This is a genomic window from Mesorhizobium sp. 128a (assembly GCF_053848025.1).
Window position 1 is genome coordinate 22491 of record NZ_JBSPKY010000027.1, and the last position, 22702, is coordinate 45192.

Here is a 22702-nt window from a genome sequence, read left to right on the forward strand (position 1 = left end):
CCAATGCCGCCACACTTTCACAAAACGCTGAAGGACGGGTTTGGGAAACCGCTCGATTGCGCGCTGAGCGCTTCACCAAGCGCTAACCAAGGGTTAGAGCCAGCGCGTGAGCAACCGCCACAAACAAGACGCCCCGCCACAGGCGGGGCGAAGGAGTGCGCCGGGTCAGTTGACGATGCGCAGATTGGACAGTTCGTCGGCAATTTCTGCGAAAACTTGAGACAGCGTTGCGCCTGTGGCGTTGTAGAACAATTTGGCCGCCTTCGACGGGTCGGTGGGATCCTTGCGGAAACGCGAGTACGAGGCACAGCTTGTCAGCGCCGCAATGGCGTTCTTGTCGGCGGTCTTGGTGGTGCTCAGGTCAAGCGAGACCGTGATCACCAGGACATTTGCGTTCTTGGCGTTGATGCAAAGCGTTTGCATCTGCTGGTCGATGGCCGCCGTGTAGTTGGTGGCGGTGTAAGTGGTCTTGGAAACGGCTGTGTTCATGAACATGCGGGTCGTGGTTCCTGACCCCGTATACGTCACACCGGTGTATCCGTAGGCCGCGTAGGTTGACCGGTTTTTGACACTGGTGCTGTCATTGGCGGACGACGGAGGCTCGCCATAGGTGTTGGCTCCATCGGTCAGCACGATGACAACCTTGTCATTGCCTCTTTCGATGTCAGGTCGACCCGAAGTGAACGGCTCTCCATGCGACAGGGTCCTCCAGCCCCAGGCGAGACCCTCGGGCACATTGGTGTTGCCCGTTGGTGTCATCTTGCCGATGGCTGTCGTGATGGTATCGAGGCCTGCCTGCGTCGTGACATCCTGAAGTGGCGTGATCGGGGTGGTCGTGCAGGCGGCGTTGGGGCCGCCGTCAGTAGGCTCGGCTGCCGCATTCCACGGCTTGGTGTAAAAGTACTTGCGCATGTCGGCCTGCCGCTTAGGGACAGTCAGCGTCGTGTCGGAACTATCTGCCCACCAGCTGTTTCCGTAGCCGGACGAATAGCTCGGAAGGTCATTGGTGCCGTTAAGGTCGCTGTCGCGAAATAAATTGCCTGGCTCGTCGGGTGCGAACATCGGCACGAACAGGCTGGCGGGATCGCCCGACGTCGGCGGCGTATCGTCGTCATTGTACGGGTAGGGCCGCGCTTCCACGCAGCCCTTCCAGGCTTGGTAAGGGGCGATCGCAGTGGTCTGGCAAGTGCTGCCGGTCTTTTTCGTGCAGGTCTGGGCCAGTATGTCGTGATCATAGAGGCTGAAGCGGGTTACCCTGGTGTCTTGACCGTATTTGCCCGTGCCCCAGCCGCTGCCCCGCTTCCAGTAAACACCGCCAACGTTTTCAATGTATTTGGTTGCGTTGTAACCAGGCGAGCCAGCCGTCTTGTACATCTTCGTCCAGTCGAAATTCTCGTGATGAACCGGCGAGATGCCATTCAGATCCAGCCATGTCGGCAATGGATCCGGCGAGGTCGGGAGGCCGACATTGACCGAGGCTGAAAACGGAACGAGGGCGAACTGCACCGGTCGGGTGACCTGCTTCATCTGCTGGGCCTGCTTGGCCAGCGTGTTCACAAGTTCGGTCGCTGCGGTCTTGAGCAGCTCTATTCGCGCCTGGGGGACGCCGGCGCCATTGAGGCTCATCGATCCCGAGTTGTCGAGCACCAGCGCAACCTCGAGTGTGTTCTTGAGACGAACTTCGGAGGTGGCTGTCAGGTGGACATCGGTGTCACTGGACGATTTGCCAAGCATCCACGCCGCGACCGGCAGAAAGTATGGCTTGAACGTCAGCGTCGCCTGAAGTTTCAGCGTGCCGCCGCCGGCGTTGTTGTTGGGCAACGTCACGGTCAACGCCGTATTGGCCACTGGGACGTGGCCGAGATTGGCCTCGAAGAAATCCTTGGCATAGGCCTTGACCGCCGTGTCAGTCGCGCCGGAGACGATCTGCTGGGCGGTGGCGATGCCTGCGGCATCGAGCGCGTTCAGTGTGTCTTGGCGCTGGCGGATCAGCTGGGTGTAGTCAATTGCGATCGCCAGGGCGCCCATCAAGGGCACCATGGTGATAACCGTCATCAAGGCATAATTGCCGCGTCTGTCGCTCAGAAATCTGCGGATCATGCCTTCAGCACCCCTGCCAGGACCCAAATGTCGAATATCAGCGCGAAAATGCCCACAAAATCGTTAAATTTCAGGTTGCTGAAAAGCGTCCAAGATCGGCCCACCTTTTCAACGCTCGTTAACCACTCGGCCCTGGCGATCGGCGATGCGGCATTTCGATAGGCCGAAGCTTCGGGGGAAGTGCGCTTGCTGGGTGTTGCAACCGCCATCAGCCCATGGCTCGACGGCGTCGAAAACGCCGAAAGCTGGTGACAGGATGAAACGCTTCGGTTAATGCGGGGCCGGTTGCGGCGGACCGTCGGCTGCAGCTCTCGCAACGATTGTCACATCAGGAAAACGGCATGGCGGATTCGCCCGACATCATCGGCTCGCTCGCGGATTTGTCGGGAGCCTACGCGGCCATCCTGTGCGATGTCTGGGGCGTGATCCACAATGGCGAATGGCATTTCCCGGCGGCTGCCGAGGCGCTTGCCGCCGCGCGTGCGGCCAAGCTCCCGGTTGTCCTGATCACCAATTCACCGCGCCGTAATGCCGATGTGGTGGCGCAGATGAATGCAATCGGCGTCCCCAGCGCCGCCTACGACCGTGTCGTCACATCAGGCGATGTAACCCGCGACCTCATCGCCGAAGGCCCGCGAAAAATCTTCCACATCGGCGCCGACCGCGATTTTACCCTCTATGACGGTCTCGATATCGAGCTCGTCGAGGAGTTCGAGGCCTCCGGTGTCGTCTGCACAGGCCTGTTCGACGACGAGGTGGAAACACCTGAGGATTACGCCGAACTGCTGCGCCGGCTGCGGGCTAGGAACCTTCCTTTCATCTGCGCCAATCCCGACATCGTGGTCGAGCGCGGCGAGCGCATGATCTGGTGCGCCGGAGCCTTGGCCCGCGACTATGCCCAGCTCGGCGGCCGCACGCTGATTGCCGGAAAGCCCTATGCGCCGGTCTATGACGCAGCGATGCGAGAGATCGCCTTGCTTCTCGGCCGTGACGTCGAGCGCTCCGAGGTGCTGGCCATCGGCGACGGCATGATGACCGATGTCAAGGGCGCCGCCAACAATGGCATAGACGTGCTTTACGTGTCGGGCGGCATTCATGCGCGCGACTATGGCGATGCCATGCAGCCGGACCCCGCCAGGCTTGCAGCCTTTCTGCAAAAGCACGGCTACCGGCCGGTCGCCGTCATTCCGAGACTGCGGTAGGGTCGCTTCCATGAGCGCAGCCTTCGAACATATTTCCGCGACCGCGCCGCTGCCTGCGCATTTGCGTGGCGGCGTGGTGGCGATCGGCAATTTCGACGGCGTTCACCGCGGCCACCAGGCCGTGCTCGACCGCGCGCTTGCCGAAGCCAGGCGGCGCGGCGTGCCGGCGCTGGTGCTGAGCTTCGAGCCGCATCCGCGCAAGGTGTTCAGGCCCGATATGCCGCTGTTCGTGCTGACGCCGCCGTCGATGAAGGCGCGGCTGTTGTCGCATCTGGGCTTTGCCGCACTCGTCGAACAACCGTTCACGCGCGCCTTTGCTGGCCTGTCGGCCGAGACTTTCGTGACCGATGTGCTGGAGACGAACCTCGGCATCACCCATTCCGTCACCGGCTTCGATTTCCACTTCGGCAAGGACCGGCAAGGCGGCCCAGCCTTTCTGATGGCCGCAGGCGAGCGGCATGGTTTCGGCGTCACCCTGGTCGACGCCTTTCGCGACGAAGGCGCCGAGGTGGTGTCGTCGAGCCGCATCCGCGCATTGTTGTGCGAGGGCGAAGTCGCCGAGGCCGCCGGGCTGCTCGGCTACCGCTTCACCGTCGAAAGCGAAGTCATCGGCGGCCAGCAACTCGGCCGCGCGCTCGGCTTCCCGACAGCCAACATGAGGCTTTCTCCGGAAGCGACTCTGAAGGAAGGCATTTATGCCGTCCGCTTCCGCCGTGCCGACGGCGCGCTTTATGACGGTGTGGCCAGCTTCGGCCGCCGCCCGACCGTCGACGACAATGGCGTGCCGTTGCTCGAAACCTTTGTCTTCGACTTTTCCGGCGATCTCTATGGCGAGATCTGCGAAGTCTCGTTCTTCGGCTTTTTGCGCCCCGAGGTGAAGTTCGACGGGCTCGATGCGCTGGTGGCGCAAATCAAGCGCGACGAGACGGAGGCACGCGCGCTGCTGGCCGGCGTCAGGCCACTTTCAGACCTGGACAGCGCGATCGCTTTTTGAGCTTCCGGCCGCTTACCTCTTCAGGGCCAGTCCGAGAGCGATGAAGCTCCAGCCCTGGAAGATCAGGTCGATGGCCAGGAACAGGCCTAGCACCCACAGGCTGTTGACCGGCCAGCCCATGGCGATGGTCAGGCCCGCCAGCACGCTGATCAGGCCGGCCGCGACGACCCAGCCCCAACCGTTTTCCGGCCGGTGGCTGTAGCCGACCCAGGCCCTGAGCGCGCCCGAAGCGACCAGCGCCACCGCCAGCAGGAAGGTCAGCACCGTCGATGCGAGCAGCGGATTGTCGAAGGCGAAGAAGCCGGCAACCGCATAGAGCAGGCCGCTGAGCAGCCAATAGAAGAAACGACCCCAGGTCTTGACGCCGAAGGCATGCACGATCTCGATGATGCCGGCCATCAGCATCAGCCAGCCGACGACGTAGACAGAGGCGACGGTGGCGATGAACAGATTGCCGAAGGCAATGCCGCCGAAGACGAGCAGCAGCACGCCGAGCGCGATGAACCACCCCCATTTGTCTCGTGTCCGGCCGATCGCGTCTTTCAGGGTGTCGCCGTTCAGGGTCATAGCCGCATCTCCCTAGAGGTCACTTGGCATCAAAGATCGCCTGGCATGTTGCCATAGCTGAGGTTAGTCTTGGCGGCGGTGCCCGTCCAGCGATGGCAAGCGGCCCTGAGCGAACCCAAACCGTGCTGCTCTATCTCGGATTTAAATCAAATTTTACCAAACGGCCTTCAAAGCTGTGACTGGGGCACGGTTGTATCGTGTTAGTGGAGTGACCATGAGTCCGGTCAGGAAAATGTCTGCGGTTTTGGCGGCTGTCATGCTGGGTGCACCGGCAGTGGCGAATGCGGGCGAAGGCACCTTCGGCTGGCTGTCGGGCGACTGGTACCTGACGCTCGGCGCCACTGGCATGGTCGCACCGAAATTCGAGGGCTCCAACAGCCTTCTGCTCAGCGCCACGCCGATCATCTCGCTGGGCAAGGTCGGACCTGCTGCCCGCTTCACCTCGCGCAATGACAACATTTCGCTGGCGCTGGTCGACGACGGCGGCGTCCGCGCCGGCCTGACCGGAAAGTTCCTGTTTTCGCGCAGCAGCAAGGACGAGCTGAAAGGCCTCGACCCGGTGCGTTGGGGCGGTGAAGTGGGCGGTTTCTTCGAGTTTTACCCGACGGACTGGTTGCGCGCCCGCGCCGAACTGCGTCACGGTATCCGTGCCCATGACGGCTTTGTCGCCGACATCGCAGCCGATGCCTTCTACGATATCACGCCGACGGTCCGGATTTCGGGCGGCCCGCGCGTGTCGTTCGCCTCGTCGGGTTATTTCGACTCCTATTACGGCGTCAACGCCAAGGAGGCCGCGGCCTCGGGCCTCAGCGAATACCATCCCGGCGGCGGCCTGAAATCGACCGGCCTCGGCAGCGCCATCACCTAGAAGGTGACGGAGCCGATGACCGCCAGCCTGTTCGGCGAGTATGCCCGCCTGATGGGTCCGGCCGCCGATTCCAGCCTGGTCAAGGAGCGCGGCCAGCGGGACCAGTTCACGGTCGGCGTCTCGACCACCTACCGTTTCAACTTTTCAATGTAGGCGATTTCCGCGCTTTATTCCTGCCGTGGCTTCGGCTAAAAGCCGGGCATGACCAGCTTTTCGCGCCTTTTCGCGATCGCGATACGAATTACAGGCCCGGTGTTCCGGGTGGCCTGAGCGCCGCCGGAGCCGCCGGGAGTTTCTGCGCGCCCCCTCGCGCTTTTTCCAAATCATGATAGTTCAACGCCCGAGCCTCAATGCCGCCGGGCAATGCAAATGGCAGACCAATGACAGACACTGTTGAAACGATCGACTATTCCAAGACGCTTTACCTGCCGCAGACGGATTTCCCGATGCGCGCCGGCTTGCCGGAGAAAGAGCCGCTGCTGGTGAAGCGCTGGCAGGACATGGACCTTTATCGCAAGCTGCGCGAGGAGGCCGCCGGCCGCGAAAAATACGTGCTGCATGACGGCCCTCCCTACGCCAACGGCAACATCCATATCGGCCATGCGCTGAACAAGATACTCAAGGACGTCATCACCCGCTCGTTCCAGATGCGCGGCTACGACTCCAACTATGTGCCGGGCTGGGACTGTCACGGTCTGCCGATCGAATGGAAGATCGAGGAGCAGTATCGTGCCAAGGGCAAGAACAAGGACGAGGTACCGGTCAACGAATTCCGCAAGGAATGCCGCGACTTCGCCGCGCACTGGATCTCGGTGCAGGGCGGCGAATTCCAGCGGCTCGGCGTCGTCGGCGATTTCAAGAACCCCTATACGACGATGGCCTTCCACGCCGAGTCGCGCATCGCCGGCGAGCTGTTGAAGTTCGCCATGTCGGGCCAGCTCTATCGCGGATCCAAGCCGGTGATGTGGAGCGTCGTCGAACGCACCGCGCTGGCCGAAGCCGAGGTCGAGTACCAGGACTATGAGAGCGACACGATCTGGGTGAAGTTTCCGGTGTCGCAGAAGTCACCCGAATTGCGGGATGCCCATGTCGTCATCTGGACGACGACCCCATGGACCATCCCGGGCAATCGCGCCGTCAGCTATTCGCCGCGGGTTGCCTATGGGCTCTACGAGGTTACCGCAGCTGAGAACGCCTTTGGACCGCAGCCGGGCGAAAAGCTGATCTTTGCCGACGCGCTGGCCGAAGACTCGGCGGCCAAGGCCAAGGTCACCTTGAATCGCCTTCACAACATTTCGGCAGAACAGCTTGAAAGCCTTACGCTTTCGCACCCCTTCAAAGGGCTTGGCGGCGGGTATGAATATCCGGTGCCGATGATCGCCGGAGAGCATGTCACCGACGATGCAGGCACCGGTTTCGTCCACACCGCCCCCAGCCATGGCCGCGAGGATTTTGACGCCTGGACGGATGCGGTAGCGGATCTGCAGGCGCGCGGCATCGACACGGCGATCCCGTTCCCGGTCGACGATGCCGGCTTCTTCACAAAAGACGCGCCGGGCTTGGGTCCGGATCGCGAAGGTGGTGCTGCGCGCGTCATCGACGACAACGGCAAGAAGGGCAACGCCAACCAGGCCGTCATCGACGAACTGATCAAGCGCAACGCGTTGTTCGCGCGCGGCCGTCTGAAGCACTCCTATCCGCACTCCTGGCGTTCGAAGAAGCCGATCATCTTCCGCAACACGCCGCAATGGTTCGTCTATATGGACAAGGACCTTGGCGACGGTACGACGTTGCGCAGCCGGGCGCTGAAGGCCATCGACGATACCCGTTTCGTGCCGGCCGCCGGCCAGAACCGCATCCGCGCCATGATCGAGGAGCGCCCGGACTGGGTGCTGTCGCGCCAGCGCGCCTGGGGCGTGCCCATCGCCGTCTTCGCCGACGAAGACGGCAATGTGCTGAAAGACGAAGCCGTCAACCAGCGCATCATGGACGCTTTCGAACAGGAAGGCGCCGACGCCTGGTTCGCTGAAGGCGCCAAGGAGCGTTTCCTAGGCAACCATGATGCCTCCAGGTGGAAGCAGGTGATGGACATCCTCGACGTCTGGTTCGATTCGGGCTCGACGCATGTTTTCACGCTCGAGGACCGGCCGGATCTCAAATGGCCGGCCGACGTCTATCTCGAAGGTTCCGATCAGCATCGCGGCTGGTTCCACTCCTCGCTGCTGGAAAGCTGCGGCACCAGGGGCAGGGCGCCTTACCAGAGCGTCGTCACCCATGGCTTCACCATGGATGAGGAAGGTAGAAAGATGTCGAAGTCGCTCGGCAACACTGTCGTGCCCCAGGACGTCATAAAACAGTCCGGTGCAGACATTTTGCGGCTGTGGGTGGTGACGACTGACTATTGGGAAGACCAGCGGCTCGGCAAGAACGTGCTGCAGACCAACATCGACGCCTACCGCAAGCTCCGCAACACCATCCGGTGGATGCTGGGCACGCTCGCCCATGACGATGGCGAGGAGGTGGCCCTGGACAAGATGCCGGAACTGGAGCGGCTGATGCTGCACCGGCTGGCCGAGCTGGATGAGGTCGTGCGCTCGGGCTACGATGCGTTCGAGTTCAAGCGCATCACCCGCACTTTGCTCGACTTCATGGTGGTTGAGCTGTCGGCCTTCTATTTCGACATCAGGAAGGACGCGCTCTATTGCGATGGGCCTTCCAGTGTGAAGCGCAAGGCCTCGGTGCAAGTGGTGCGCCACCTCTTCGACTGCCTGGTGAAATGGCTGGCGCCGATGCTGCCCTTCACCACGGAAGAAGCTTGGCTCGACCGCTATCCCGATGCAGTCTCGTTGCATCTCGACCAGTTCCCTGAGATTCCAGCCAACTGGAAGAACGAGACGCTGGCGGAGAAATGGCGCAAGGTACGGCAGGTCCGCCGTGTCGTCACCGGGGCCCTTGAGATCGCACGGGCGCAGAAGGTCATCGGCTCATCGCTGGAAGCCGTGCCCGTCGTGACCCTCGACGATGCCGCGCTCGAAGCCGCGATCGCCGATGTCGACATGGCCGAAATGGCGATCACCAGCGATCTCGTCATCGTGCATGGCAAGGCGCCGGCAGGCGCCTTCACGCTCGACGACGTCAAGGGCGTCGCCGTCGTGGTCGAAAAGGCCGAGGGCCGCGGCTTGGTCAAATGCGCCCGCTCCTGGCGCTATACGGCCGATGTCGGGCAGGACGGCGAATTCCCCGACGTTTCGGCGCGCGATGCCGCGGTGCTCCATGAACTCAAGGCTCTCGGGCGTTTGTAAGCGTTAGTAAGCCGGTACACAAAAGCCATGCCGTGGGCGAAAACCGCCCGCGCGTTGCCCTTAACGAGTGGTTGAGGTAAACACGCGAAACTCCGGAAGACAAATTGTCGCCGGATTTCCATCGCAAGAGCGTGAACGATGGGGACCGGACCTTTGGCCGGTGACGATCGAGAGGCTGTCTAGAGTGGGACTTTTTGGCATGACCGACAGAACTTCCGTGCGCGTTGCGCTGCTGGCGCCGCTTGTCGCGTCCGGCCTCGCTCTGTCCGGCTGCATGGGTTCGCCCACCTACGGCACCGACAAGACGGCTGGCGAGCAGCTTGTCGGCGACCTGTCCGGCGCTTTCGCGGTCGCGCCGAAGCGCAAGGAACAGATCGACTACAAGCCTCGCCCGGAGTTGGTGAAGCCGGCGCCGGGGCAGAAGGAAGTGCTGCCGGCGCCGCAGGAAAGCATCGAGACGGCGAGCACCGATTGGCCCGAATCGCCCGAGCAGCGCCGCGCCCGGCTGCGTGCCGACGCCACGGCCCACCAGGACGATCCGGCTTACCAGTCGCAAATCGTCGATGACGTGCAGAGCGATCCGGCGTCGGTAAAGAAGGCTTTGGCGGAATCGGGCTCCAGTCACCCGCCGCGTTGGTCGCCGGCGGATTCGGACAAGGGTCGCGCCGCCGAGATCCAGCGCCGCATGGCCGAGCAGAAGCAGGGCGATCCCAACAACCGCCGATATCTGAGCGAGCCGCCTCTGGCCTATCGCGCCGCCGCCGACACCGCGCCGCAGGGTGAACTCGGCGAGGACGAATACAAGAAGGAACGCCGCCTCAAGAAGGAAGCCGCCGCCAAGAGCAAGAGCGGCGGGCTGTTCGACTGGCTGCCTTCCTGGTAGGAGCGTCGCCTTCGCAGTTTGAAGGCTCTACAGTTCACGTCTTTCCCTAAAGAATGCCTTCAGCAGCAAGGCCGCATCGGCCTCGGCCATGCCCGGATAGATATCGGGCGTATGGTGGCAGGTCGGTGAAGCGAAGAAGCGCACCCCGTTGACCACCGCGCCGCCCTTCTCGTCGGCCGCGCCGAAATAGAGCCGGCGCAGCCTGGCGAAGGAAATGGCGCCGGCGCACATGGCGCAGGGCTCCAGCGTCACATAGAGGTCGAGCCCTATCAGCCGCTCGCTGGAGAGGGTTCGGCAAGCCTCGCGTATCGCCAGCATTTCGGCATGCGCCGTCGGATCGGCAAGTTCGCGGGTGCGATTGCCGGCGGATGCCACCAGCGTATCGCCGCTGGCGATGACGGCGCCGACGGGAACTTCGCCACGCAAGGCGGCGGCTTGCGCCTCTTTCAGCGCCAGCGCCATGAAATCCGGCCGCTTCACGCGGTTTCCATTCCGATTATCTCCTCGCCACTTAGCGGTGATCCTGTTATGGAGCGCGTCAACCCGAATATCGGAACAGATTTTCGGAAATGATCATGCGCCAAATCAAAGTGCTATAGCGTTCGTTGCGCGCCCAAAGGGTGCGCCACGCTGTAGCAGCGCAAACGGACAAAGGCCACATGGACGACAACGACAAGAAATCTCCGCGCCACAAAGGCCCGGGCAAAAGCGGCCCGAGAGCCGCGGGGCCGCGCCGCAATGGCGCCGCCGGCAAAGGCGGCAAGCCTTCCTTCGGGGCCAAGAAACCCTATGCGCCACGCGGCGCCCGGCCGGCAGCGGCTGAAGGCGAGCAGCCGAAGCGCGACTTCAAGAGCGGCGACCGGCCGTTCAGCAAGGGTCCGCGCCCGGAAGGCAAGCCCTACGAAAAGCGCGAAGGTCCGCGCAAGCCTTATGCGCCACGCGGCGACCGGCCGATGGCGGCCGATGGCGAGCGGCCGAAGCGCGACTTCAAGAGCGGTGACCGGCCGTTCAGCAAGGGTCCGCGTCCCGAAGGCAAGCCGTTCGAAAAGCGCGAAGGTCCGCGCAAGCCTTATGCGCCACGCGGCGACCGGCCGATGGCGGCCGATGGCGAGCGGCCGAAGCGCGACTTCAAGAGCGGCGACCGGCCGTTCAGCAAGGGTCCGCGTCCCGAAGGCAAGCCCTATGAGAAGCGCGAAGGTCCGCGCAAGCCCTACGCACCGCGCGGTGACCGGCCAGCTTCCGCCGAGGGCGAAACGCGTTTCGACCGGCCAAAGCGCGATTTCGGCGATCGCGCACAGCGCGACGCCGGAGATCGTCCCAAGCGCGATTTCGGTGGCGACCGGCCGCAAGGCGCATCTGGCAACGGCTTCAAGCCGCGCCCGCGCGCCGTGGAGGCTGAAGAAGCCGGCGAGCGTATCGCCAAGCGGCTGGCGCGCGCCGGCCTCGCCTCGCGACGCGATGCCGAGGATCTGATCGCGGCCGGTCGCGTCAAGGTCAATAACCAGACTTTGACCTCGCCGGCCTTCAACGTCATGCCCGGTGACATTATCCATCTCGACGGCATGGAAATCCCGCCGATCGAACGCACAAGGCTGTTCCTGTTCCACAAGCCGGCCGGGGTCGTCACCACCAACCGCGACCCCGAGGGACGCAAGACCGTGTTCGACGTGCTGCCGGCCGAATTGCCGCGGCTGATGACCATCGGTCGGCTCGACATCAACACCGAAGGCCTGCTGCTGCTCACCAATGATGGCGGGCTATCGCGCGTGCTTGAACTGCCTGCCACCGGCTGGCTGCGCCGTTACCGCGTGCGCGTTCATGGCAAGGTCGAGGAAAGCGTGCTCGCGGGCCTGCGTGAAGGCATCGCCGTCGATGGCGTCTTCTACGGTGCCATCGAGGCGACGCTCGACCGCGAGCAAGGCACCAACGCCTGGCTGACGATCGGCCTGCGAGAAGGTAAGAATCGCGAAGTGAAGAACATCCTTGGTTCGCTCGGCCTCGACGTGACGCGGCTGATCCGCATCTCCTACGGGCCGTTCCAGCTCGACGACCTCGCCGAAGGCCATGTGCTGGAGATCAAGGGCCGCGTCTTGCGCGACCAGCTCGGCGAACGCCTGATCGAGGATTCCGGCGCCAATTTCGACGCCGAGATCACCAAGCCGTTCTCAAATCACCCGGTGCGGCGTGAGCGCGAAGTGGAGCCCGAACGGCCGAAATTCACCCGCGAGGGCGACCGCCGACCGATCGGCGAGGGCGGTCTGATCAAGAACCGCAAGCGTCGGGAAGGCAGCCGCGACGAAGCGCTGGGCAAGCTGTCGACCAGCCCTGAAAGAGGCGCTGCGCCGGCAAAGAGCTTTGGCGACCGCGGCCCACGGCCCGAGCGAAGCGAGTTTTCAGGCAAGCCGCGTGGCGATTTCGGCGACAAGCCGCGCGGAGGCTTCGGCGACAAACCTCGTGGCGCCTTTGGTGACAAACCGCGCGGCGGCAAGAAGCCTGAGCGCGAGCAGCGGCCGATCGAGCCGCCGGGCCAGCGCAAGGCCAATGTCTGGATGGCGCCGGGTGCGCGTCCGATCGGCAAGGGCAGGGCGGAAGCCGATGCCGCCAAGGCGGCTGACGCCAAGGCGCGCAAGGCCTCGTTCAAGCCGGCCTATGGCAAGCCGGGAGGCGCAAAGCCGTTCGGCAAGCCGCGCGGCGAGCGTCCGGATGGGGGCAGAAATAGCGGTGCTCCACGAGGTCCCAAGGGTCCCCGGTCCAGATGAGAATCGTTGGTGGTGAATTTCGCGGGCGTCCGCTGGCGACGCCGCGCGACCATGCCATCCGACCGACCACCGACCGCGCCCGCGAGGCTGTCTTCAACGTGCTGGCGCACCGCTTCGCCGACAAGCTCGAGGGCGCCCGTGTGCTCGACCTGTTCGCCGGCACCGGCGCGCTCGGCCTCGAAGCGCTGTCGCGCGGCGCTTCGTATGGCGTCTTCATCGAAGAATCAGCGGAAGGGCGCGGCTTGATCCGCACCAATGTCGAAGCTTTTGGTCTCACCGGCCGCACCAAGATCTTTCGCCGCGACGCGACTGCCTTGGGCGAGGCCGGCACGCTTGCGGCCTTTGGCCTGATCTTCGCCGATCCGCCCTATGGCAAAGGTCTCGGCGAACGCGCGCTGCGTTCGGCCAAGGCAGGCGGCTGGCTGCTGCCCGGCGCGCTCTGCGTGGTCGAGGAAGCTGCCTCGGCGCCCTTCGAGGTTGGTCCCGAATTCGCGGTGGTTGATGAACGCAACTACGGCGAGACGGTGATCCGGTTCATCGAGGCTGGGTGAGGACGGCGCGGTTGGCGCCTTCAAAATGACGCACAATTCACTTTGCCTCGGTGGCCAACCTGCCTATCGTCGCGCGACAACAACCGGAGCCATCAATGACACTTCATGCCGAATGGCTGCGGAGAGCGTTGCTCGCCACCGCGCTGACCGTGGCCGGCCCGGCTCTTGCCGCGGACGATGGCAAGGTGGCGAACTTCCTGCTCGACAACGGCATGGAAGTGGTGGTCATCCCCGATCATCGTGCCCCGATCGTCACCCATATGGTGTGGTACAAGATCGGCAGCGCCGACGAGCCGGCAGGCAAATCCGGCATCGCGCATTTCTTCGAACATCTGATGTTCAAGGCCACGACCAACCACGCCGCGGGCGAATTCGACCGCGCCATTTCGGACATAGGCGGCTCCAACAACGCCTTCACTTCCTATGACTACACTGCCTTCCACGAGACGGTGACACCCTCGGCACTCGAACTGATGATGAACTTCGAGGCCGACCGCATGCGCAACCTCATCTTGACCGACGAGGTCATCAAGACCGAGCGCGACGTGATCCTGGAAGAGCGCCGCTCGCGCATCGACAGCAACCCCGAGGCCGTGCTTGACGAAGAGGTCGATGCGACGCTTTGGCAGAACCAGCCCTACCGCATTCCGGTGATCGGCTGGATGCAGGAGATGGAGCAGCTGAACCGCACCGATGCGGTTGCCTTCTACGACAAGTACTACCGGCCCAACAATGCGGTGCTGATCGTTGCCGGCGATGTCGAGCCGGACGCGGTGAAGGCGCTGGCCGAAAAGACCTATGGCAAGGTCGCGCGCGGCCCGGACCTGCCGCCGCGCATCCGCCCGGTCGAGCCCGAGCAGAACACCAAGCGCACGGTGACGCTCACCGATGCGCGCGTTTCGGTGCCGAGCTTTTCGACGCAATGGGTGGTTCCGTCCTACCACACGGCAAAGCCCGGCGAGGCCGAGGCGCTCGACCTGTTGGGAGAGATCCTTGGCGGCGGCAGTCGCAGCCGGCTTTACCAGCAGCTCGTGGTCAAGCAAGGCATCGCATCGGGGGCCGGCGCCTTCTTCCAGGGCACGATGCTCGACGCCACCAATTTCACCGTCTACGGCGCACCGCGCGGTGACTCCAAGCTGAGCGACATCGAGGCGGCCGTCGACGCCGAGATCGCCCGCATCGTCAAGGACGGCGTCACCGCCGACGAACTGGAGAAGGCCAAGGCTCGCTACATCAGGGCCATGATCTTCGCCCGCGACAAGCAGGACGAGATGGCCAATCTCTACGGCGCCGAGCTCGCCACCGGCGGCAACGTCAAGGATATCGAGGAATGGCCGGACCGCATTCGCAAGGTCACCGTCGATGAGATCAAGGCGGTTGCCGCACGCTATTTGCTGCTCGACCGTTCGACCACCGGCTATCTCTTGCCGCAGCAACAGGCGGGGAATTGATTCGATGACGAACCTGCTTGGCGTCGTGCCTTCTCCGAACCGGGCTCCCTCTTCTCCCCTTGTGGGGTCCAAAGGACGGGGCGAGACCCGTGGCTCGCCCCAGGGCGGTGGCCTCGCGAAGCGAGGTCGGATGAGGGGTGTTCCAGCTTGGCAAGGACGGCGATCCGTCACCCACCCCTCATCCGTCTCGGCGCTGCGCACCGATCCACCTTCTCCCACAAGGGGAGAAGGGAACCCTGCGCTCCGCGCCTTCACCACTTTGTTCCTCTCGATCCTCTTCCTCATCCTGCCGGCGCTTGCGGCCCGCGCGATGGACATCCAGCCGGTGACCTCGTCAAAGGGCATCAACGCGTGGCTGGTCGAGGATCACTCCATTCCGATCATCGCCATTCGCTTCGTCTTCGATGGCGGCTCGACGCAGGATCCGGCGGGGCGGGAAGGGCTGGTCTATCTGATGACCGGCCTGTTCGACGAGGGCGCCGGCGATCTTGACAGCGAGGCCTTCCAGACCAGGCTTGACGATGCCGGCGCCGAAATGGGCTTTGACGCTGCGCGCGACGGCACCTATGGCTCGATGCGCATGCTGGCCGAGCAGAAAGATGCGGCCTTCGACCTGCTCAGGCTGGCGGTCACCAGGCCGCGCTTCGACCAGGCGCCGATCGACCGCATCCGCTCCCAGATCCTGTCCGGCATTATCGCCAGCGAGCGTGACCCCAACACCGTCGCCCAGACCAAATGGCTGCGCGCCATCTATGGCGACCATCCCTATTCTCGGCCCGACCAGGGCACCAAAGACAGTATCGCCACCATCACCGCGGCGGATCTGGCTGCCTTCCACAAGGCCAATTTCGCCCGCAATGGCCTGCATGTCGCGGTGGTCGGCGACATCGACGCCGCGACGCTGAAACGAAAGCTCGATGACGTGTTCGGCGATCTGCCGGAAAAGCAGCTGCTGCGGCCGGTTGCCGACACCGAGCTGAAGCTCGGCCAGCAGCTGGAGGTCGATTACGACCTGCCGCAGACCTCACTGCAGTTTGCCTATCCCGGCGTGAAACGCGATGCACCGGATTTCTTCCCGGCGGTGCTGATGAACCAGATTCTCGGTGGCGGCACCTTCACCTCGCGCCTCTATGGCGAGGTGCGCGAAAAGCGTGGCCTTGCCTACAGCGTCGATTCCAACCTGGTCGATCACCAGCATTCCAATGCGTTGATCATCACCACGGCGACGCGTTCGGACCGCGCGGCCGAGACGCTCGCCATCGTCAAGGACGTGGTCAAGAAGATGGCCGAGGAGGGCCCGACCGAGGCCGAACTGGACGCGACCAAGAAATACATGGTCGGCTCCTACGCCATCAGCAATCTGGATTCTTCCAGCGCCATTGCATCGACGCTGGTGGAATTGCAGCTCGACAATCTCGGCATCGACTACGTGCAGCGCCGTGCGGCGCTCATCAACGGCGTGACGCTCGACCAGGTCAAGGCGGCGGCAAAGAAGCTGCTGACCCCGGCCCCCGCGATCATGAGCATCGGCCCGAAGCTGGAGGCCAAATGACGGCGCCCACTTTCGGCATAGCCTTTGGCGGCGGCGGCGCCCGCGGCCTGGCCCACATCCACATCGTCGAGGCGCTGGACGAGCTCGGCATCAAGCCAGTGGCCATCGCCGGCTCCTCGATCGGCGCCATCATGGGCGCCGGCATGGCCTCTGGCATGAGCGGCAAGGAGATCAAGGACTATGCCCGTTCGATCCTGGGCCGCCGCGCAGAGGTGGCAGCGCGGATGTGGCGCTCGCGGCCCGGCACCATCGCCGAGGCGATGCAAGGCGGCATCCGCGTCAGCCAGTTCAACATCGAGCGCATCCTGAAGGCATTCCTGCCCGAAGCGATCCCTGAAACCTTCGCCGACCTGAAAATCCCGCTCAAGGTAACGGCGACCGACTATTTCGGCCACAAACTGGCGGTCTTCGACGATGGCGACCTGCATTCGGCCCTGGCCGCCTCGGCCGCCATTCCCGCCGTCTTCCGCCCGGTGACGCGCGACGACCGCGTGCTGATCGACGGCGGCATCTACAATCCGGTGCCGTTCGATCTGATCGAAAACGCCGCCGACATCATCATTGCCATCGACGTGGTCGGTGCGCCGAGCGAGGCCGAGCGCAAGCACCCGACCACTGTCGACCTGATGTATGGCGCCACACAACTGATGATGCAGTCGATCATCGCCCACAAATTGAACCAGCGCCCCCCTGACATCTTGATCCGCCCGCCAGTGTCGAAATACCGCGTGCTCGATTTCATGAAGATCGACGCGCTGATGGCCGAGACGGAGGAGATCAAGGACGAGCTGAAGCGCGAGGTGGAGCGGGTGGTAGAGGCGCGTGCCAAGGGGAAACGAGGGAAGAAGGCTGGGTGAGGGAAGCTGCTGATCTCCCCACATGTGGGGAGATTGGCTAATCACTTCTTCCCGGCCGCATATTCCAGCGCCACCACGCCATTGCTGAATGTCATGGCCGAGATCGGCTCCAGCGCCACCGGCATATCGGACGGAAACAGCTTCTTGCCCTCACCGACAGTGCCTGGGTAGCTGAGCAGCCTGACGCGGTCGACCAGGCCGTGGCGCAGCAATTCCTGCGCGAGGCTGAGGCTGCCATGCACATAGATGTTGCCGCCACTGCCTTGCTTCAGCGCTCTGACCGCGTCGGGCAATGACCCTTTCAGCAATTCCGCCGGCTTCCAGTCCAACGTCTTCAGGCTGGTCGAAGTGACATATTTCGGCAACGCGTTGAAGCGGTCGGCAAAATCGCCGGTTTCACTCGGCCATGAGCCGGCAAAGATCTCATAGGTCGTGCGCCCCAACAGCATGGCGCCGCTGTCGGCAAGCTCGTCCTCCTTGAACCTTTGCATTTCGTCGTTCCAGGTCACTTTGGGCAGCTTCTCGACCTCGGCAATGCCGTCGACGCTGATGAATTCGGTGATGATCAATTTTCGCATGGCGTTCTCCTTTGTTTGTCAAAAGACGGATGGCGCCAACCCTTTCCGACACGCTGGGTCAAAACAAAGCCCCGCACTTGATGGGCCGTGCTCAGCGCGCGACGCGCCGTCAAAGTCCGGCAATGGGAAAAAAATCCTCTCGCTGGGTCGGAGGCATCGATCAATATGACTATCCAAGCTTGGCCGGGAAGGGCTTCCCCAACGGAACAAGCGGATGTAGAAGGGAACATTAGCAAATCGTTAAGTATAGAATTTGGAGTGAGTGCGAAGGGTGTTAGGTCATGAACCTCAAGAGTCTGATGAAGCGTGCCGCGAATTCCGACAAGGCATTTGAGAAGATCGAAGCCGAGTTGGCGGATGCGGTCGGCGAGTGTCTTAAACTGGACGATCTGTCGCCGCCGCAAGACGGCCCTGTCCCCGACGAGAACCTTGCCGCAAACAATGAGCGCTTGCAGCCTGAGGACAGTCCCCGGGCTGACGACGGCACGACGCCTGCCGAGACCGCACGGCGGCTGACGCCGCATGCGCAAAGCCGCCTGGCCGCATTGAGCGCAGTGGATGGGCTCTTTCACAATGCGCAGGACTATCTGGACGAGATCAACGCGAAACTCTCGGATATATCGAATTCGCACAATCTCACCCGCGACTACCTGAACCTCCTGCACGGCGACGTTCTTCGCGCCAACGAGCTGGAGCTGGCAACCATCGACCTGACCGCGCGTGAGGGAGCGTTGTCGGAACAGCTCCACGACGCGACCAGGAAGCAGCGCGAGCGCGAAGCCGCCTTCGAGGTCCTGAAGCAGCGCGAGGCAAGCCTGGTCCAGGACCGGGAGACACTTCGCGAGGCACTTGCGGCGGTAAGGCTGGAACTCGTGAAGTCAGCCAATGCAAGCGCCAAGCGCGAGGCCGAGTTTGGCGACATCGTCAAGGCGCTGACGGCCAAGACGGTCGAGGCCAACAGACGGGCGCGCGAAAACAAGCTGCTGCGCGAAAAGCATGTCAGCCTGGCGATGGATGTCGACACGGCGCGCAAGCGCGAAACCGGAGTGCGCCACAGGCTGGACGAGCTTTCGGCGATCCACACCACCGAGGTGGCGCGGCTTGCGGAACTGCTGGCGGCACTCGGCAAGAGCGAGAAGGAGGAACTGCGGTTGCAGAGATCCCTTGAGCAGGCGCAGACCAAGCTGGCGGAAATGACTGAAGCGGCTTCCATGATGGAAGCCGACACGCAGGCCGAACTCGCCCGCAACCAGCTGGAGACAAGCGGCTTGCGTTCCGAGATCCAGAGCCTGCAATCGAGGCTGGAACTGGCCTCGAACGAGAGCAGTGCGGCCTCAGCCGAGGCCGCCAAGCTCAAGGCTCAATGGGGCGACGCCGTTGCTGAAAAGCAGGTCGCGGACGAAAGGCTGGCTGCTCTTATGAAGGAGAGCGAAAGCGACAAGATGAGCCTTTCGACCGCGAACGCCGATCTATCGCAGCTTTCCCTGCAGCAGGCCTCCGTACAGATGGAGTTGGATGTCCAGCGGCAGGAATGCGAGGATCTGCGAGCCGAGGTCGCGGCTCTCAATGCCCGTGTCAAGGAACTGCTGCCCTTTGAGCGCCTGCACAAGGTTGCCAGCGCCAAGCCGCGCGAAGGCGTCGTGGTAGAAATCAACGGTCCGGTGGCGGGAGCCGCCCGCGCCGCAAGCCGCCGCCGCGCGCGCCGCAACCTGCGCGCCACGCCGTAGCGGCGTTGCTACGGCGGCTGACAGCATTGCAGGACGGGTCCTGCAACCAGGTCAGACCCGAAGCAGGGTCTTGATCGCCCGGCGTTCGTCCATTGCGCGGTAGCCTTCGGCGACATCGGCCAGCGGCAGTTCCAGATCGAACACCTTGCCGGGGTTGATCCGACGCTCGAGCACAAGGTCCATCAGGTCCGGCAGGAAGCGACGCACCGGGGCCGGGCCGCCAAGCAGGCTCTTCTGCGCGAAGAACAACTGCTGCCCGTCGAACTCGACGCCGTGCGGGACGCCAACATAGCCGATCGAGCCGCCCGGCCGTGTGCTGTTCAAGGCCTGCATCATCGATTCCTTGGTGCCGACGCATTCCAGAACTGATTCGGCGCCGACGCCCTTGGTCAATTCCTTGATCCGCGCCACGCCCTCGTCGCCGCGCTCCGAGATGATGTCGGTCGCGCCGTATTCGAGCGCCAGATCCTGCCGTGTCTTGTGACGGCTCATCGCGATGATGCGCTCGGCCCCCATCTGCTTTGCCGACAGCACGGCCATCAGGCCAACCGCGCCGTCGCCGACGACGACAACCGTCGAGCCAGGCTGCACGCGCGCGGCACTGGCCGCATACCAGCCTGTGCCAAGCACGTCCGACGTCGCCAGCAGGCTGGGGATCAGGTCGTCGGAGGGTATCTCCGCCGTTGCGACCAGCGTGCCGTCCGCCAGGGGCACGCGCGCAAGCGGCGCCTGCGCTCCGGTCATGAACTCCCGCTTCTCGCAGGACGACTGGAAGCCAAAGCGGCAATGCGGGCAGGTGTTGTCCGACAGGCAGAACGAGCCGACGACGAACTGGCCCTTGCGGACGCTGCGCACGGCGCTGCCGACCTCTTCGACGATGCCGCAATACTCATGCCCCATCGCCAGGGGCGACGTTGTGTCATTGAGGCCGCGGAAAGGCCACAGATCCGAACCGCATATGCAGGTGGCCGACAGACGAATGATCGCATCGGTCGGCTCAACAATCCTAGGTTCGGGCACGTCCTCATAGCGGACATCCCCTGGCCCATAGAGCATTGTTGCTAGCATTGGATATCTCCTTGGTTGGCAGACGTTTTAAGGTGGAGTGAGGTCTGAGGTGCGGAGAACCGCAGCCGTGCCGCGATCGGCACGGTGCAGAGCGCCAGAAGCGCGCCGATGATGAAGACCGATCCGAGCCCGTAAAGGTTGGCGACGAGGCCGAGAAGCGGCGCGAGGATGCCCAGCGCGAGATCGAGGAAGGCGGTATAAATACCCATGGCCAGCCCGCGGCTTTCGACCGGCGCGCGCCGGACCGCTTCGATCCCGAGGCCCGGATAGACAAAGGCATAACCAAAACCGGTCAATGCTGCTCCAACGAAGCCGGGCAGGGCGGATGGCGACAGCCCCATCAAACCCATGCCAAGGGCTTGCAGCACCACAAAGATCATTGCGGCGCGAGCTCCGCCCATGCGGTCCGGCAGGCCGCCGAAGGCAAGCCGCGCCAAGATCAGGGCCAACGCGAAGGCGGTGAAGGACAACCAGGCCGGCTGCCAACCCTGCTGGGCGAAATACAGCACGGAAAATGCCGTCATCGCGCCATAGCCCAGGCTGGCGCACGACATGCCGATGCCGGGCAGCCAGACGGCCTTGGCGACGCTGGCGAATGCGCGCTTGGCCTGCGGGTGCGGATGCACGGCGCGCATTGGAGCGACGATAAGCATCGTTGCCAGCGGCACTAGCAGCGTGGCGACGCCGATGGCTGCAAAGCCGAAGCAATTGAAGAGCAGACTTCCCACGGGTGCGCCGGCGGCCAGCCCGACATACATGGCCGTGCCCATCCAGCCGATCACCTTGCCGGTGCCGCCGGGATTGGCGAGCGCCAGGCCCCAGGCTTGCGCGCCGGTGATGACGAAGCTTTCGGCGCCGCCAAGCAGCGCCCGCCCGACCAGCAGTACCATGGCAGACCAAAGCGGATTGCCGATAACGAGGAGCGAGAGAAGATAAAGCAGGCCCGAAGCCGCGCCCATCACCAGCCCGGCCACCACCGCCTGCTTCGGCCCGCGCCGGTCCGAGAACGATCCGGACCACAGGCGCGAGACGAGGGCCGCTACGAATTGCGCCCCGGAAACGAGACCGATCGCGAAGGGGCCGTAGCCCAACCTGTCATGAATGTGAAGCGGCAGGGTCGGCAGCGCCGCACCCGTGACCAGGAAAACGACGAGCACGGCTGCCGTCAAGGGAAACAGCGAACTGCTGGTCGAGGTCACCGACCGTTGACGCATCGTCATCGACATATTGCTCTTTTCCGGGGGGCCGCCCCTCAAAGTCCGGAGCGGCGCAGCATCGCCTCGGGGTATCGCGCCCCTTCGATCCTGATGGCTGCGGCCCCGGTCTCGATTTCATGAAGGTCGTCGTCCGAAAGCGCCACCGACAGAGCCCCCAGATTCTCCTCAAGCCGCTCGAGCTTGCGGGTCCCGAACAGCGGGACGATCCACGGCCTGCGTGCCAACAGCCACGCAAGAGCTACCTGGGCCGGTGTCGCGCCATGACGCTCGCCGACGCCACGGATCAGATCGACGAGCGCCTGATTGGCCGCGCGTGCTTCGGGCGCAAATCGCGGAATCTGGCCGCGGAAGTCGTTGCCGGCGAAGGTCGTGTTCGCATCGATCTTGCCGGTCAGAAAACCCTTTCCGAGAGGGCTGAACGGGACGAAGCCGATGCCGAGTTCTTCCAGCGCGGGAATGATCTCGGCCTCGGGTTCGCGGGTCCACAGCGAGTATTCGCTTTGCAGCGCTGCAACCGGCTGGACGGCATGGGCGCGGCGTATCGATTGCACGCTGGCTTCCGACAGCCCGAAATACCGCACCTTCCCCTGGCCGATCAGGTCTTTGACCGTGCCGGCGACATCTTCCATCGGCACGTCGGGGTCGACACGGTGCTGGTAGAGAAGATCGATATGTTCGGTCTTCAGGCGACGAAGGCTGCCCTCGACTGCTGCCCGGATGTGCTCCGGCTTGCTGTTGACGCCGCCATGATTTTCGCCGGTATCGGCGTCGACATCCCAGCCGAACTTGGTTGCGATTTTGACCTGGCCGCGCACGGGGGCCAGCGCCTCGCCGACCATGTCTTCGTTGGTGAACGGACCATAGACCTCCGCCGTGTCGAAGAAATCCATGCCGCGATCGACCGCCTCGCGGATCAGCGTGATCATCTCTGCCCGATCTGCTATCTCGCGGGCTTGGCCATAGCCCATGCAGCCGAGCGAGAGAGCGGAGACCTCCAGGCCCTGACCGAGTTTGCGCTTTTGCATG

General features: G+C 63.5%; 18 protein-coding genes and 1 pseudogene. 11 read left to right on the forward strand and 8 right to left on the reverse strand.

The genetic code is table 11. The features are described from left to right. Positions 1-165: 165 nt before the first annotated feature. Together ACWTU9_RS29800 and ACWTU9_RS29805 are read right to left on the reverse strand one after the other, a co-directional pair. The gene (locus tag ACWTU9_RS29800) at positions 166-2100 is read right to left on the reverse strand and encodes a pilus assembly protein TadG-related protein (RefSeq protein WP_455861437.1); all 1935 of its coding nucleotides are present in this window, start codon (positions 2098-2100) and stop codon (positions 166-168) included. Continuing rightward, positions 2097-2309 carry a hypothetical protein gene (locus ACWTU9_RS29805; protein ID WP_455861438.1) on the reverse strand — a complete coding sequence of 71 codons (213 nt, stop codon included), beginning with the start codon at positions 2307-2309 and terminating at the stop codon, positions 2097-2099. Before ACWTU9_RS29805 ends, ACWTU9_RS29800 begins: the two co-directional genes overlap by 4 nt. A gap of 132 nt (positions 2310-2441) precedes the next feature. On the opposite strand from ACWTU9_RS29805, the gene ACWTU9_RS29810 reads away from it, so the two are divergent. Then, entirely contained in the window at positions 2442-3302 is an 861-nt protein-coding gene (locus ACWTU9_RS29810) for a TIGR01459 family HAD-type hydrolase (RefSeq protein WP_455861439.1), read from the forward strand. 10 nt (positions 3303-3312) lie between these two features. After that, positions 3313-4296: a bifunctional riboflavin kinase/FAD synthetase gene (locus tag ACWTU9_RS29815; RefSeq protein ID WP_455861440.1), complete on the forward strand. Its 984-nt coding sequence runs from the start codon at positions 3313-3315 to the stop codon at positions 4294-4296. A gap of 12 nt (positions 4297-4308) precedes the next feature. Here ACWTU9_RS29815 and ACWTU9_RS29820 read toward each other — a convergent pair whose 3' ends face one another. After that, entirely contained in the window at positions 4309-4863 is a 555-nt protein-coding gene (locus ACWTU9_RS29820; protein ID WP_455861441.1) for an HdeD family acid-resistance protein, read from the reverse strand. 214 nt (positions 4864-5077) lie between these two features. On the opposite strand from ACWTU9_RS29820, the pseudogene ACWTU9_RS29825 reads away from it, so the two are divergent. From ACWTU9_RS29825 to ACWTU9_RS29835, 3 genes and pseudogenes are all read left to right on the forward strand, one after another. After that, positions 5078-5884: pseudogene (locus tag ACWTU9_RS29825) on the forward strand (MipA/OmpV family protein). A 227-nt stretch (positions 5885-6111) separates the two neighbouring features. After that, on the forward strand, positions 6112-9033 hold the full coding sequence (ileS, locus tag ACWTU9_RS29830) for an isoleucine--tRNA ligase (protein WP_455861442.1): 2922 nt from the start codon (positions 6112-6114) through the stop codon (positions 9031-9033). Positions 9034-9232: 199 nt separating this feature from the next. Continuing rightward, complete coding sequence (locus tag ACWTU9_RS29835) at positions 9233-9916, forward strand: hypothetical protein (protein WP_455861443.1); 684 nt, start codon at positions 9233-9235, stop codon at positions 9914-9916. 27 nt (positions 9917-9943) lie between these two features. Here ACWTU9_RS29835 and ACWTU9_RS29840 read toward each other — a convergent pair whose 3' ends face one another. Beyond that, positions 9944-10396 (reverse strand): nucleoside deaminase, encoded by a 453-nt coding sequence (locus tag ACWTU9_RS29840; RefSeq protein ID WP_455861444.1) that lies wholly within the window; start codon positions 10394-10396, stop codon positions 9944-9946. Positions 10397-10575: 179 nt separating this feature from the next. Between ACWTU9_RS29840 and ACWTU9_RS29845 the strand changes: the two genes are divergently transcribed. The 5 genes from ACWTU9_RS29845 to ACWTU9_RS29865 all read left to right on the forward strand — a co-directional run bounded on the left by ACWTU9_RS29845 (position 10576) and on the right by ACWTU9_RS29865 (position 17086). Continuing rightward, positions 10576-12675, forward strand: coding sequence for a pseudouridine synthase (locus tag ACWTU9_RS29845; RefSeq protein WP_455861445.1), 2100 nt, complete (start codon positions 10576-10578; stop codon positions 12673-12675). Further along, on the forward strand, positions 12672-13226 hold the full coding sequence (gene rsmD / locus ACWTU9_RS29850; RefSeq protein ID WP_455861446.1) for a 16S rRNA (guanine(966)-N(2))-methyltransferase RsmD: 555 nt from the start codon (positions 12672-12674) through the stop codon (positions 13224-13226). Before ACWTU9_RS29845 ends, rsmD begins: the two co-directional genes overlap by 4 nt. 95 nt (positions 13227-13321) lie before the next feature. After that, positions 13322-14677, forward strand: coding sequence for a M16 family metallopeptidase (locus ACWTU9_RS29855; RefSeq protein ID WP_455861447.1), 1356 nt, complete (start codon positions 13322-13324; stop codon positions 14675-14677). Between the two features lie 130 nt (positions 14678-14807). Beyond that, positions 14808-16229 (forward strand): M16 family metallopeptidase, encoded by a 1422-nt coding sequence (locus ACWTU9_RS29860; RefSeq protein WP_454589454.1) that lies wholly within the window; start codon positions 14808-14810, stop codon positions 16227-16229. Further along, positions 16226-17086 carry a patatin-like phospholipase family protein gene (locus ACWTU9_RS29865; protein ID WP_455861448.1) on the forward strand — a complete coding sequence of 287 codons (861 nt, stop codon included), beginning with the start codon at positions 16226-16228 and terminating at the stop codon, positions 17084-17086. Before ACWTU9_RS29860 ends, ACWTU9_RS29865 begins: the two co-directional genes overlap by 4 nt. Before the next feature lie 41 nt (positions 17087-17127). On the opposite strand, the gene ACWTU9_RS29870 is transcribed toward ACWTU9_RS29865, so the two are convergent. Further along, a complete protein-coding gene (locus ACWTU9_RS29870; RefSeq protein WP_455861449.1) occupies positions 17128-17664 on the reverse strand; it encodes a dihydrofolate reductase family protein in 537 nt (178 codons plus the stop codon). A 281-nt stretch (positions 17665-17945) separates the two neighbouring features. Between ACWTU9_RS29870 and ACWTU9_RS29875 the strand changes: the two genes are divergently transcribed. Beyond that, positions 17946-19391, forward strand: a complete 1446-nt coding sequence (locus ACWTU9_RS29875; RefSeq protein ID WP_455861450.1) for a hypothetical protein — start codon at positions 17946-17948, stop codon at positions 19389-19391. 51 nt (positions 19392-19442) lie between these two features. On the opposite strand, the gene ACWTU9_RS29880 is transcribed toward ACWTU9_RS29875, so the two are convergent. Genes ACWTU9_RS29880 through ACWTU9_RS29890 form a run of 3 tightly spaced genes read right to left on the reverse strand, consistent with a single transcriptional unit; the run spans position 19443 to position 22701 of the window. Continuing rightward, positions 19443-20459: a zinc-dependent alcohol dehydrogenase family protein gene (locus ACWTU9_RS29880; RefSeq protein ID WP_455861451.1), complete on the reverse strand. Its 1017-nt coding sequence runs from the start codon at positions 20457-20459 to the stop codon at positions 19443-19445. Then, positions 20453-21679, reverse strand: coding sequence for an arabinose transporter (locus ACWTU9_RS29885; protein ID WP_455861452.1), 1227 nt, complete (start codon positions 21677-21679; stop codon positions 20453-20455). Before ACWTU9_RS29885 ends, ACWTU9_RS29880 begins: the two co-directional genes overlap by 7 nt. 32 nt (positions 21680-21711) lie before the next feature. After that, positions 21712-22701 carry an aldo/keto reductase gene (locus tag ACWTU9_RS29890; protein ID WP_455861453.1) on the reverse strand — a complete coding sequence of 330 codons (990 nt, stop codon included), beginning with the start codon at positions 22699-22701 and terminating at the stop codon, positions 21712-21714. Position 22702: the final 1 nt, after the last annotated feature.

Excerpts from the sequence above, each read along its gene's own strand:
- ACWTU9_RS29800 (WP_455861437.1), bottom strand. The coding sequence starts at position 2,100 with ATGATCCGCAGATTTCTGAGCGACAGACGCGGCAATTATGCCTTGATG.
- ACWTU9_RS29805 (WP_455861438.1), bottom strand. The coding sequence starts at position 2,309 with ATGGCGGTTGCAACACCCAGCAAGCGCACTTCCCCCGAAGCTTCGGCC.
- ACWTU9_RS29810 (WP_455861439.1), top strand. The coding sequence starts at position 2,442 with ATGGCGGATTCGCCCGACATCATCGGCTCGCTCGCGGATTTGTCGGGA.
- ACWTU9_RS29815 (WP_455861440.1), top strand. The coding sequence starts at position 3,313 with ATGAGCGCAGCCTTCGAACATATTTCCGCGACCGCGCCGCTGCCTGCG.
- ACWTU9_RS29820 (WP_455861441.1), bottom strand. The coding sequence starts at position 4,863 with ATGACCCTGAACGGCGACACCCTGAAAGACGCGATCGGCCGGACACGA.
- ileS (WP_455861442.1), top strand. The coding sequence starts at position 6,112 with ATGACAGACACTGTTGAAACGATCGACTATTCCAAGACGCTTTACCTG.
- ACWTU9_RS29835 (WP_455861443.1), top strand. The coding sequence starts at position 9,233 with ATGACCGACAGAACTTCCGTGCGCGTTGCGCTGCTGGCGCCGCTTGTC.
- ACWTU9_RS29845 (WP_455861445.1), top strand. The coding sequence starts at position 10,576 with ATGGACGACAACGACAAGAAATCTCCGCGCCACAAAGGCCCGGGCAAA.
- rsmD (WP_455861446.1), top strand. The coding sequence starts at position 12,672 with ATGAGAATCGTTGGTGGTGAATTTCGCGGGCGTCCGCTGGCGACGCCG.
- ACWTU9_RS29855 (WP_455861447.1), top strand. The coding sequence starts at position 13,322 with ATGACACTTCATGCCGAATGGCTGCGGAGAGCGTTGCTCGCCACCGCG.
- ACWTU9_RS29860 (WP_454589454.1), top strand. The coding sequence starts at position 14,808 with ATGAGGGGTGTTCCAGCTTGGCAAGGACGGCGATCCGTCACCCACCCC.
- ACWTU9_RS29865 (WP_455861448.1), top strand. The coding sequence starts at position 16,226 with ATGACGGCGCCCACTTTCGGCATAGCCTTTGGCGGCGGCGGCGCCCGC.
- ACWTU9_RS29870 (WP_455861449.1), bottom strand. The coding sequence starts at position 17,664 with ATGCGAAAATTGATCATCACCGAATTCATCAGCGTCGACGGCATTGCC.
- ACWTU9_RS29875 (WP_455861450.1), top strand. The coding sequence starts at position 17,946 with ATGAACCTCAAGAGTCTGATGAAGCGTGCCGCGAATTCCGACAAGGCA.
- ACWTU9_RS29880 (WP_455861451.1), bottom strand. The coding sequence starts at position 20,459 with ATGCTAGCAACAATGCTCTATGGGCCAGGGGATGTCCGCTATGAGGAC.
- ACWTU9_RS29885 (WP_455861452.1), bottom strand. The coding sequence starts at position 21,679 with ATGACGATGCGTCAACGGTCGGTGACCTCGACCAGCAGTTCGCTGTTT.
- ACWTU9_RS29890 (WP_455861453.1), bottom strand. The coding sequence starts at position 22,701 with ATGCAAAAGCGCAAACTCGGTCAGGGCCTGGAGGTCTCCGCTCTCTCG.